The sequence below is a fragment of the Phormidesmis priestleyi BC1401 genome (assembly GCF_001650195.1).
In the GTDB taxonomy this organism is placed as follows: Bacteria; Cyanobacteriota; Cyanobacteriia; order Leptolyngbyales; family Leptolyngbyaceae; genus Phormidesmis_A; species Phormidesmis_A priestleyi_B.
The window spans coordinates 28,144-40,016 of the sequence record NZ_LXYR01000012.1 but is presented as its reverse complement, the minus strand read 5'-3'; the positions used below and the strand labels follow the sequence as shown (position 1 = coordinate 40,016).

The following is an 11,873-nucleotide window of genomic DNA, read 5'->3' as shown; positions in this document are numbered from 1 at the left end:
CTCAAAAACTGTGATTGCGGGATCAGTCTACAGAATGTAGAGCATCAAGAAGAGAATGACCCACACAATATCGACAAAGTGCCAATAAATTTCAGCAGCTTCTACGCCGAAGTGACTTTTGCTGTTGTAGTGATCAGGCTTCAGCGATCGCCACAACACTCCCAGCATCAGCACTAGCCCAAAGAGAACGTGGAGTCCGTGAAAACCCGTCAACACATAGAAGGTGCTGGCGAACAAATTAGTCGTCAGTCCAAACTCTAGATGGAAGTATTCATAGAGTTGTCCGGCTAAGAAAACAGCGCCCATTGCAGCGGTGATTCCAAACCAGAGCCGTAGCCCTTTCACGTCATTCTTTTTAATCGCCGTATCAGCCTTGTGAATCACAAAACTGCTAGAAACTAGAATGGCGGTGTTGATTCCGGGCAGCAACAGTTCGAGGCGAGGTGTCCCGGCGGGAGGCCACTCAGTTGCCACCGATCGAAAGGTGAGATATGCCATAAACAGACCCAGAAAAATCATGCCCTCTGCAACCAGGAAGACAATGATACCTAGGAGTCGAAAGTCTTGGTGTTCTGCTCCATGAGCGGCAACCACTTCTGCGTCGTGATGATGATTGAGAACCGTTTTTGCGGAATCAAGCGTGGAACCTGTCATGATTGCGTCTTGGTAAAGGACAAAAAACGTTGAGGTCTGAATCAGATATCTCCAGTTCAAACCTCAAATGCTTTAACGGTTGTGGCTCTCACCCACCCGATCGCTGGGGCTAGCCGCAACTGCTGGGTCAGGTTTTGCCCGCAGCGTGGAGCTTGGACCTGCTGAAAGAACGGGATCGCTGGCATCTGAGAACGCAACGTTAACTTCGGTTGCGCGACTGCCCATTCCATAGTCATAAGGTCCCGTGGCTAAGACGGGATCTGCGTCAAAGTTTTCGACCGGAGGAGGAGAGGTGGTCATCCACTCCAGCGTCAGACCACGCCAGGGGTTATCGCTCGCTTTCTCGCCATAAACCCAACTCCAGCAAACATTTACCAAGAATGGAAGCGTGGAGACGGCTAGGAGGTAGGCTCCGATCGTGCACAGCAGATTCAGTGCTGCAAACTTGGGATCATACTCCGCAATTCGGCGGTTCATCCCTTCGATCCCCAATTTGTGCATCGGCATGAACGCCAGGTTAAACCCGACGTAGCTGAGAGCAAAGTGGATTTTGCCCCACGTTTCGTTGAGCATCCGCCCCGTCATTTTGGGGAACCAGTGATAAAACGCAGCATACAACCCGAACACGCTGCCACCAAACAGCACGTAATGCAGGTGAGCCACAATGAAGTAGGTGTCGTGAACGTGAATATCCCACGGCACAGACGCGACCATTACGCCACTAATGCCACCAATCACGAATAGAGAAATGAATCCCATCGCGAACAGCAACGGGCTTTCGAGACGAAGTTTGCCGCCCCAAATCGTCGCCAACCAGCTAAACACTTTAATGCCCGTTGGCACGGCAATGATCATCGACGTGATCATAAAAAACATTCGCAGCCAGGGAGGAGTGCCGCTTGTAAACATGTGGTGTGCCCACACGATTAGCCCCAACCCGCAGATCGCAACGCTGGAATAGGCGATCGCTTTGTATCCAAAAATCGGCTTGCGAGAGTGCACCGACACAATTTCTGAAATCATCCCAAACACGGGCAGAATCATGATGTAGACTGCCGGATGGGAGTAAAACCAGAACATATGCTGGTAGACAATGGGATCGCCGCCGCCCGTTGGGTTAAAGAAATTTGTGCCCACAATCAGGTCAAACGACAGCAAGATCATCGCACCTGCCAAAACAGGAGTCGCGACCAGCGCCAAAAATGAAGTTGCCAGCATTGCCCAGCAGAATAAGGGCATTTGGTTTAGCCCCATTCCAGGAATCCGCATTTTGAAGATGGTGACAATGAAATTCACCGCCGCCAAAATTGAGGATGTTCCTAACAGCAAGACGCTGAGAATCCAGATCAGTTCTCCTGCTTTACCGTTCATCAAGCTCAGAGGTGGATAAGAAGTCCAACCCGAACCAGGTGCGCCCACAAAAAAGCTGGACATTAGGAGAATTCCTGCGGGTGGAATAATCCAGAAGGCGATCGCGTTGAGGCGAGGAAACGCCATATCTCGCGCCCCAATCATCAGGGGGATCAAATAATTACCAAATCCACCCGTTCCCGCAGGCACGATCCACAAAAAGATCATCACCGTTGCGTGAACGGTAAACAGACTGTTATAGACCTCGCGGCTGACAAAATCAGAGGCGGGAGTCGCTAACTCGGTTCTCACCAGAGTCGCAAGCACGCCACCCATGAGATAGAAAATAAACGTCGTAACTAGGTATTGAATCCCAATTACTTTGTGGTCAGTGCTGAAACCAAAGTATTTGCGCCAATCGTTCTTGTCCGGTTCGGAACCGCGGGCAACAAGATTAGCTTGTTCTTGATATTCTGCGGCTTGGGTCATAAGAAATGTCAAGGGTTCTCTGTCATTCATTACAGGTCACAGGTCATTTGCCATTGAGTGATGACGAATGACCTCAACCACTAGCTCATGGAATGGTGCTCAGAATGAAGTTGCTTGAGAGTGTCTGCGCTGATCCCCACCTCTTTGGCATAGGGAGCGAGATACTCGGTCTCAGTCATGTTTGCCGGAGTCGTAGCAACCGCTTTGCTGAGTCCTTCAGCGCTGGCGACTTGCTGACTCTGAAGCCATTTCTGGACATCTTCGGCAGACTCGACGACAACTTTAGTGTTCATTGCACCGTGATAAGCGCCACACAGTTCAGCGCAAACCAGCGGATATTCGCCCAGTCTGTTGGGGGTGAATCGCACTTCAGTTTGCCGTCCTGGAATTGCGTCTTGCTTCAAGCGAAATTGAGGCACCCAGAAGGCGTGAATCACATCATTTGCGGTGATGTTGACCAGCACTTTCTGATTGATTGGCACATGCAACTCACCCGTCACTACGTCTGTACCAGGATAGGTGAACAGCCAAGCGTATTGCATTCCCGCCACGTTGACGACAAACTCAGGCGCTCCTGGCTCTGCTCCGCCAATTTTGGGAGATACAACGCCCAGCGTCGGCGCGTCTTTTTTCTGCGGCAAATCTTCACGGATGGCTGCGGTGGTCGGGTCTGAATTGACCACTTCTGCCTTCTGCTGATTGGGATCGGCTTGCGCCACTAGAGTTCCTGCCATCGCAGACCCTGGCATACTCGCCATTTGCTGATGAGCTTTGCCATGCGCCATTGAGTGATCCATCGGATCAGCGCCACCATTTTCGTTGTAGATATCAAAACTGTAGATCGAAATACCCAGAACCATAATGGCTGGGATCGCCGTCCAAAGAATCTCTAAGGGGATGTTGCCGTGGACGGGAGGTCCATCTGATTCGTCTCCAGGTTCACGACGAAACTTAAACGCTGAGTAGACCAATATGCCCATAACCAGCAGAAAAATCCCCGTCCCGATCGTCATCATCAGGTTGAAGAGACTATCGACACGAATAGACTCAACCGAAGCGGAGATAGGTAGAAGATCATGATTCTGACCGTACCAAAAACTGACTAGGGTCAGAGCGATACCAGCCAGCAGGGTTGTAATCTGACTTGGAATATTCACGATTTGTCAAATCTCACAAACAACTGGGCGATCGCATCAGCGACCAAACGAAAACCACCGAACATGCCTCAAATTTTAGGGCTTGAATCTGACCTTGGTAGAGTGACTTGAGGTAGATAGATCTACCATACTGCAACAGAACAACTTCAAGGGTTTAGGCTCAAAATCTACGTTGTGTGGTCGCCTAACTACACGGTAAGCCACCCCCTTCATGAGAAGGTCGTTATCTATCTATCCTTAACAATCTCTTTAGAATTTTGCTGCAAGGCTGTTGAATATTGGTTTGACGAAATCCACAATTAAAAGAAATTCTGAAAGCCTGTCAGGAGTTAGCGTTGCGTTACTAAAGTAGACGCTAGAGTAGATACGGAGCGTTTGATTAACTTTTGTTTTATTTTCAAGCATCAAAACTAGGGCTTCTAATTCATGTTTGACTCTTTCCTGCATCAGTCAGCCGCCTCGACCCCTGACCCCACCGTTGTTAAAACTTGGGTGACTCGCCTAGTGTTTGGGTTGGCGATCGCGACTCTCTTCTTAATGGCGTTGGGCAGCGCAACCCGTGTTATGAATGCTGGTTTGTCCTGCCCTGACTGGCCCCTTTGCTATGGCGAATTTGTTCCCCGTGATCAGATGAATCTTCAGGTCTTCCTGGAATGGTTTCATCGCTTGATTGCAACCTCAATGGGGATTGCCGCGATCGGGCTTGCTAGTCTAACCTGGTGGTATCGCCGCGTCCTTCCCGTCTGGACCCCTTGGGCAGCGACGTTTGCCCTATTTCTGGTCATCGTTCAGGGCGTTTTGGGCGGATTAACCGTCACCGAACTGTTGCGATTTGATATCGTCACTGCTCATTTAGGAACCGGACTTCTATTTTTCAGTACGCTGGTTGCTATCGGCACAGCCCTTTTGTCCCATCATGGAACCGGAAACGTCGGTAAGCTGAAGTGGGTTGGAGTCACTGCCGTTATCTTGGTTTACGTGCAAAGTATTTTGGGCGGATTAGTCTCTTCTCAGTGGGCGCTGCATCAGTGTTATGGCACCAATCAGCTCTGTGCGGTGATGAACAGCCACCTCGCGGGGGTAGTTCCGGCGACGATCGCCACCCTCACGCTCATCGTCCTGTCTTGGCGGACTCCTGCCCTGCATCCTTCACTCCGCCGTTGGGCAAGCCTAGCTGGACTTTGCCTGTTGCTGCAAATCGCATTGGGCGTTGCGACCTTCCGCCTTCACCTTCAGGTTGAACCTCTGACCGTTGCCCATCAGGCTGTTGGAGCTTCCTTACTGGGTACTCTGCTGGTCTTCACTGTTTTAGCGTTTCGAGACGCTCCAGTTTTGAGAAAAGCTGAAACCTGGGAAGAAACGGTAAACTTCTAAATCCAATAAATTTCACTCGTCTTTTTCATCCTCTCCTACTCCTACTCTTAACCTTTTGGAACTTATCAGAGAATGCAAAACACTGCGCTTCCTGGCATTTCTCGCCGCAATCAAGATTTTCTGCACGTCATTCAAAGCTATTGGCAACTGACAAAGCCTCGAATCATTTTGCTGCTGTTGATCACAACGGCGGGTGGAATGTGGATCGCGGCTGAAGGACAAGTTTCTCCCATTCTGCTGATCACTACGCTGATTGGCGGTGCATTTTCAGCAGGGGCGGCAAACACGATTAACTGTCTGTACGATCGCGACATTGACTATATTATGGAGCGCACTCGCAACCGTCCGCTGCCGTCGGGGCGCGTTAGCCCTAGAGACGCGCTGATTTTTGCGACCACGCTGGCGGTGACTGCTTTTGTGCTGTTGACTGTATTTGCGAATCTACTCAGTGCCTGTCTCGCGATGTCTGGCATCTTTTGCTACGTCGTGGTCTATACCCACTGGCTCAAGCGTCACAGCACTCAAAACATCGTGATTGGCGGAGCAGCCGGGGCGATTCCTCCGCTGGTAGGCTGGGCGGCGGTCACAGGCGATTTGAGTTGGGCAGCCTGGGTGCTGTTTGCGATCGTGTTTATGTGGACACCGCCTCACTTCTGGGCGCTGGCGATTATGATTCGCGAAGATTATGCCAAAGTAGGCGTGCCGATGATGCCTGTCGTTGAGGGCAACGAATCGACGAGCTATCAGATTCTCTACTATACGTTGGCGTTGATCCCAGTGACGCTGCTGTTGGTTTATCCGCTGCACGTCATGGGCGCTGTGTATGCCGCGATCGCGCTATTACTCGGTGGGGTCTTCGTCCAAAAAGCCTGGAAGTTGGTTCAGGAGCCGTCTGAATTGATGGTGGCAAAATCTCTTTTCAAGTACTCTATTCTCTACTTGATGCTGCTGTGTGCGGGGATGGGGATCGATAGCTTGCCTGTGACTCATCAACTTACGGCTGATCTTTTCGATCATCTGCAAACCCTGATGGGGCAAATTCCCTGGAGCTAATCATGGATCGCATTGACGAAATGAATTACGATCGTTAGAGAATTCATCTCGTAAATGCTCTCTACAATTAAGAGAGAACAGCGGCGAAGATTTGTATCTAATAAGGGAGGAGTAGCTATGGCTCCTGCGGTTCTAATCGAACAACTTCAGAAACGGTACGGCGCGATCGCAGCCGTAAAAGACGTTTCTTTGCAGGTCGAATCGGGTGAGATTTTTGGCTTATTGGGTCCCAACGGAGCCGGGAAAACCACCACGCTGCGATGTCTGTGTACTTTGACTACACCCGATTCGGGGCAGATTGAGGTCTCTGGGGTTTCCGCGATCGAGAATCCTCGTTTGGCACGTCAACGTCTCGGCTATGTCGCTCAAGAAGTGGCGATCGATAAAGTCTTGACAGGGCGAGAACTTCTAGAGCTTCAGGCAGCGCTCTACCATCTGCCACGACAGACCATTAAGCCGCGAATTGCCGAGATTTTAACGCTGTTGGGGCTAGACGAATGGGCAGATAAGAAGTCAGGAACCTACTCTGGTGGCTTAAAAAAACGCCTAGATTTGGCAGCCGGACTTCTCCATCGACCCGATGTGCTGGTTCTCGACGAGCCAACGGTTGGGTTGGATATCGAAAGTCGAGTCGCCGTCTGGAATTTCTTGCGCGAACTGCGAGAGCAAGGAACCACTATTTTAATTACGAGCCATTATTTAGAAGAGATTGATGCGCTTGCAAATCGAGTCGCCATCATCGATCGTGGCATTGTGATCGCGTCGGGCACTCCCTCAGAGTTGAAAGATCAGGTTGGGGGCGATCGAGTCACTCTGCGGATTCGAGAGTTTTCCTCGGTTGAGGAGGCTGAACAGGCAAAAGGCTTGCTCGAATCGTTGCCGCTCGTTCAAGAAGTGATTATTAATGGTGCTCAAGGAAACTCTCTAAATTTGGTGGTTGTTCCTCAAAGTGAGGCTCTGATGACCATTCAGCACGCGCTTCAACAAGCCGGATTGCCTACATTTGGCATTGCCCAAGCTCGCCCCAGTTTAGATGATGTCTATCTCAATGCGACGGGTCGCACGTTGCTAGATGCCGAAATTGCGGCGGCTGGAAGTCGCGATGTCAAAGCAGAAAAGAAGCAAAATATGCGGTAAGTAAAGGGTTGGTTTCGATCGGCTGCCTTAAAACTCACATTCAAAATTTCTTCCCACTCATTCACATTTTTTCTTATGAGTCGCACCATTACTCCTCCCCAATCTGAGTTTTTGAACGATCGAGAAGGCTCGATCGCTATTCCAAACTCCACACCTCTCAGCGATTTTATTCAAGAAACTCTGGCACTGACTCGACGCTTGTTTATTCAACTTCAGCGTCGCCCTTCGACTCTGGCAGCAGGCATTATTCAGCCGTTGATGTGGCTCGTCTTGTTTGGAGCACTGTTCCAAAATGCACCCCAGGGATTATTTGGTGAGAGCGCCAGTTACGGGCAGTTTCTCGGCGCAGGAATCATCGTTTTCACAGCATTTGGCGGCGCGTTGAATGCTGGGTTGCCTGTAATGTTTGATCGCGAGTTTGGCTTTTTAAACCGTTTGTTAGTCGCACCGCTTGCGTCTCGGTTCTCGATCGTCATGGCATCCGCAATTTTCATTACAACACTAAGCTTGATTCAGACGGCAGCGATCGTGGTCATGAGTGCATTGCTCGGTTCGGGTTTGCCCAACGCGTTAGGGTTGGCGCTGGTCGGACTGATCGTGTTAATGCTCGTGCTTGCCGTCACCGCATTAAGCTTAGGATTAGCGTTCGCCCTTCCTGGTCACATCGAGCTGATTGCGGTTATTTTTGTCACAAACCTACCGCTTCTGTTTGCGAGTACGGCGTTGGTGCCTTTATCGTTTATGCCCAAGTGGCTGCAAGTGGTTGCGACGCTGAATCCGTTAAGTTATGCGATCGAGCCAATTCGCTATGTCTATCTGCACAGTGATTGGAATCTCAGCAGTGTTGTCGTGAATGCTCCGTGGGGATCTGTCACGATGGGAATGTCTCTGCTGATCTTGCTGGCATTCAACGTGGTTGCATTTGTGGCAATTCAGCCTTTACTCAAGCGCACCCTGGCGTAAAGTTCTGAAACAAAGTTCTCAGGAGCAAATCCAAGCTTGTTGCGTCTTGAGTAGAATTAGCAGTAAGCATTCATTATTCAGGACTTCCACGGCGATGAAAACCAAACTTGAGATTCAGTCTGTTAAGCCGCTCGCCTGGTTTGCGCTTAACCTTCTCATCGGCTTGGGCATGGCTTCTTTGATTGCCCGACCCTCGATCGCTCAGGTGACAAATGTCGATCCCTTTAAAGACACGCAGTCGAAAGACGGTATTTCTGACATTTTTTCTAACCGCAATGATGGCTCAACAACTGGCGTACTTGATCTGATTCAGCGAGTCATAAGAGGCGGAACGAATTCGGGTAATTTCCAAGCCGAGCAGCAGCAAAATTTAGATGATGCGGCGGCACAATTTAAAGCACAGCAACGGCAACGCATTCAGGGGCAACCGTCTTCTGTGGCACCCGCTCCGATTCAGGTTGTGCCACCTGTTAACGGGACGACTCCAGCCCCGTAAAACTAAACACGTTTTTCAACGCTGAACGGTGAATGTAACTTATCATCCACCGTTTTTGTTTACTGGTGAAGACTTCGATACAAGGGTCAGCCTAACTATCCGAATTATGAGAGGTAGACGGATCATTTTCATTTAGTCAAATGTTGAGCGGTTTAGTTGTCAGTTGAAACAGCTATTTCTAGCCCATTTTTCGGTATTTGCGGTTAAGCTGAATTGAAGCTTTTTAGTTGAGTAAGAAGTGAGCGTCGACGATTTTGTTAAGTTAATAGATGCAATAACGAAGTTGCTCAACGTGTTGGTTTATCCAGCAGTATTTTTGTATTTCTTAGTCCACTTCGGTCGAGACTTACGTGAGTTTTTTTCGAGTTTAGGTGAATTATCTCTTAAAGGGGCAGGATTCGAGGCTTCTTTGAAAAGAAAACAAGCCGAAGCTGCGGCTGCGTTGGCTGCGGCTACAATTTCTCAACCTGATGGAACAACAACTCCTAAAATTGCTGCCCAAGAAGCAAGAAATGCCGTGGATCTGGTTGCTGAAGCTGTTACTCCTCGAATTATTAGACGCGCAAGTCGATCGAGAGTTTTGTGGGTTGACGATCGCCCAAATAATAATAGCTATGCGAGGCAATCACTAGAGGCACTAGGAGTCAGTTTTGAATTGGCAACCTCTACAGAGGAAGCATTGGAAAAGATAAACCGGCAGCATTTTGATGCGATTATTTCGGATATGGGTAGACCGCCTGATCCTCGTGCAGGATATACACTTCTAGACAAGCTTGGATCAATGGGCAATCAAACTCCATTTATCATTTACGCTGGTTCCAAGGCTCCTAAACACGTTGCGGAAGCTCGCAGTAGAGGTGCGATTGGATGCACTAATAATGCAATCGAATTGTTTGAAATGGTTTTGTTGGCGATAGGGCACACAGCTTAATAGGGTTCCTGATCAGGATGGGCGAAAACTGCTAGTTTGTGTGGCTTTCCAGATCAGTAGATGCCAGCTACTTACAGTAATAGATTACTATTCAAAAAATAAAGAGCAGCTTCAACGTCCAGTCACCTTCGTCGCGAATAAGTTCGATTTGACGAATGAATTCTCGAAAGTAAAAGCGGCGTTCGGGTTCTGAGAGGTCGAGCCAAAACTGAGGAATAGACACGGTTTGAGCGATCGCCCTCAAACTAACGGGCGGCAGTTGGGCGAGTTTGCCTTGCAGTTGAGCAATCTCGGTGCGAAGGGTGTAGGCACGTAAGTCTGCGCTTTCGGTGTCGAGAATGCCACTTTCGATCAAGCCGGGAAGCTGCGTTAAAATGGCTTGCTTGGCAGCGATCGCGCCTCCAATTCCCTGTTTGATGAGATTCATATCTGGTATGTTGGCTCCTGCAACAGCACGAGGCAAGTCGTCACAAATGCGCTCGATCGTCGCTTGCAAAATCTCCTCGTAAGCGATCGCTTTGCACGTCGGCGTGTTGGGGCAGCGAGTCGGACGCAAATATAAATATTCTTTTGTGTCTTTGCCGCGAGGTGCCACACGAGTCACGGTCATCGGAGACTGACAGGATTCACACACCACTAATCCAGCAAGCGATCGGGGGGCGCTAGCGGTCCGAGAGGGCAGGCGACGATTTCGCCGCAGTAAGCGATCGATTTGAGCGGCTTCGTCGCGAGAAAGAATTCCGGCATGGGTATCGGCAACCACATCTCCAGTTTGATATTCTAAGTCGCCCCGATAAACAGGATTGGTTAGCCACCGTTGCCCCGTAGAGACCGAAATTTTCTTGCTATATTTCTTCTCTAGATAACGCACAGCACTCCGCAGCGATCCGTAAAGCAAAAATTGCTCGAAGAATTCTTTGACGATCGGTGCAGTCGTCCGATCAACCACATAGCGATTTTTGCTACGCCGATAGCCATAAGGAGCTTTGCCCGGAGGTGGTATTGCCTTGATGCGATTGCGGGCGTGTCCTTGACGAATGCGGCGGCTGCGTTGACTCGTCTGCACCTCTTGCAGCAGATTGAGGAGGTCAGCCCGCAGGTCGGAGTCTGTCTCGATCGCACCATCCGATGGAGATGCAGACTGCTCGATCGTCACCAAGCGAACTCCGAGGGCTTCTAAATTGGCGAGACGATCGCTGACTTCTTGCACCGAGTCGCCCAACTCTTCTAATCGCCGAACTAATAAATAATGGGTTGGCTCTGTCTGACAATCGGCTAAGAGTTGCTGTAGCTGCGGACGGGTTGCCTTTTCGGTTGCAATATCTTGATAGACCTGATCAACTTCCCATCCCCAGAGCGTGCGATCGGGCGTTGGTTCTAATAACGGATCGCTGTAGAGATAGGCAATAATTTTCATGGATGGGGGAGTGTTGCAGTCTCTATTTTATTTTGGCTTATGGTTCTCCTAATTCGATCACGGTGCCATCGGGATCTTGGACAAACAATGCCGATCGTCCCGATGCGCTCATTTGAAACTCGCATCCATAGCTGAAAAGCTGATCTTTCGCTGCATTAATATCTGCAACTGAGAAGGCTAGATGGCGGTTGCGTCCCCACTTCTCGGAGTTTTTCACCTCTGATTTGGCGGCGGCATCTGTGATCAGGTGAATTTGAAAGCCGTTGATTTCATACCAGGCTCCCGGAAATTTGAGGACACGATCGACTTTCATCAGCCCTAAAATTGTCCCGTAGAAGTGCTCGGATTTCTCTAAGTTCGAGACGAGAATCGCCGCGTGAAGAAATTGTGTAATGTGCATAGCAGGTTCAATCGATAGGTGGTTTCGGTCTAAACAAAAGCTTGCAAAGCAGGAATAGAAAGGAGCTTTGCGCAAATAGTGAGTGAATAATTTATAACACTGTGTCTCAGATTACTTGATTCAGCAGGAGTACGATCGGAGGTTAACCAGATTTGTCACACAGTTGAAGCTCAAGGCTATGACGATCGCTACCCCGAAGTTTATGAACAACTGCCCCTGAGTTGAAGAGGAATGACCGATCGTTGCCTGACTTCAGACTTCGCTACTTCTGTCAATGCGTCAGTCTACTCTCTCCGTAATATTACGATTTCTATCTGGCGGCATCTCTAAGCTTCAGTGTTTTCCATGTCTGAAAATTTGCGGAGGAAGCCTACTCTACTAAACAGATTCAGAAAGTGGTGCAGGTGAAGGGACGTAAGTACGGAGTCGATTTCGTATTTTTGTTAGTCATT

11 protein-coding genes are annotated in these 11,873 nt (G+C 49.5%); 6 read left to right on the top strand and 5 right to left on the bottom strand.

Annotated features, from left to right (window positions below):
• Positions 1-27: 27 nt before the first annotated feature.
• From A8707_RS08885 to A8707_RS08875, 3 genes are all read right to left on the bottom strand, one after another.
• Positions 28-654, bottom strand: coding sequence for a cytochrome c oxidase subunit 3 (locus A8707_RS08885; RefSeq protein WP_068816519.1), 627 nt, complete (start codon positions 652-654; stop codon positions 28-30).
• Between the two features lie 72 nt (positions 655-726).
• The gene (gene ctaD, locus A8707_RS08880; protein ID WP_068816454.1) at positions 727-2,493 is read right to left on the bottom strand and encodes a cytochrome c oxidase subunit I; all 1,767 of its coding nucleotides are present in this window, start codon (positions 2,491-2,493) and stop codon (positions 727-729) included.
• 80 nt (positions 2,494-2,573) lie between these two features.
• Positions 2,574-3,650, bottom strand: coding sequence for a cytochrome c oxidase subunit II (locus A8707_RS08875; protein ID WP_068816453.1), 1,077 nt, complete (start codon positions 3,648-3,650; stop codon positions 2,574-2,576).
• Positions 3,651-4,076: 426 nt separating this feature from the next.
• Between A8707_RS08875 and A8707_RS08865 the strand changes: the two genes are divergently transcribed.
• The 6 genes from A8707_RS08865 to A8707_RS08840 all read left to right on the top strand — a co-directional run bounded on the left by A8707_RS08865 (position 4,077) and on the right by A8707_RS08840 (position 9,604).
• The gene (locus tag A8707_RS08865) at positions 4,077-5,024 is read left to right on the top strand and encodes a COX15/CtaA family protein (protein ID WP_082906295.1); all 948 of its coding nucleotides are present in this window, start codon (positions 4,077-4,079) and stop codon (positions 5,022-5,024) included.
• 72 nt (positions 5,025-5,096) lie between these two features.
• On the top strand, positions 5,097-6,077 hold the full coding sequence (locus A8707_RS08860) for a heme o synthase (RefSeq protein ID WP_068816451.1): 981 nt from the start codon (positions 5,097-5,099) through the stop codon (positions 6,075-6,077).
• Between the two features lie 117 nt (positions 6,078-6,194).
• Positions 6,195-7,214, top strand: a complete 1,020-nt coding sequence (locus A8707_RS08855) for an ABC transporter ATP-binding protein (RefSeq protein WP_068816450.1) — start codon at positions 6,195-6,197, stop codon at positions 7,212-7,214.
• Positions 7,215-7,289: 75 nt separating this feature from the next.
• On the top strand, positions 7,290-8,177 hold the full coding sequence (locus tag A8707_RS08850) for an ABC transporter permease (protein WP_068816449.1): 888 nt from the start codon (positions 7,290-7,292) through the stop codon (positions 8,175-8,177).
• A gap of 94 nt (positions 8,178-8,271) precedes the next feature.
• Positions 8,272-8,673 (top strand): hypothetical protein, encoded by a 402-nt coding sequence (locus A8707_RS08845; RefSeq protein ID WP_068816448.1) that lies wholly within the window; start codon positions 8,272-8,274, stop codon positions 8,671-8,673.
• Between the two features lie 238 nt (positions 8,674-8,911).
• The gene (locus tag A8707_RS08840) at positions 8,912-9,604 is read left to right on the top strand and encodes a response regulator (RefSeq protein WP_068816447.1); all 693 of its coding nucleotides are present in this window, start codon (positions 8,912-8,914) and stop codon (positions 9,602-9,604) included.
• 91 nt (positions 9,605-9,695) lie between these two features.
• Here A8707_RS08840 and A8707_RS08835 read toward each other — a convergent pair whose 3' ends face one another.
• A complete protein-coding gene (locus A8707_RS08835; RefSeq protein ID WP_068816446.1) occupies positions 9,696-11,021 on the bottom strand; it encodes a recombinase family protein in 1,326 nt (441 codons plus the stop codon).
• Positions 11,022-11,058: 37 nt separating this feature from the next.
• Positions 11,059-11,421: a VOC family protein gene (locus A8707_RS08830; protein ID WP_068816517.1), complete on the bottom strand. Its 363-nt coding sequence runs from the start codon at positions 11,419-11,421 to the stop codon at positions 11,059-11,061.
• Positions 11,422-11,873 lie beyond the last annotated feature (452 nt).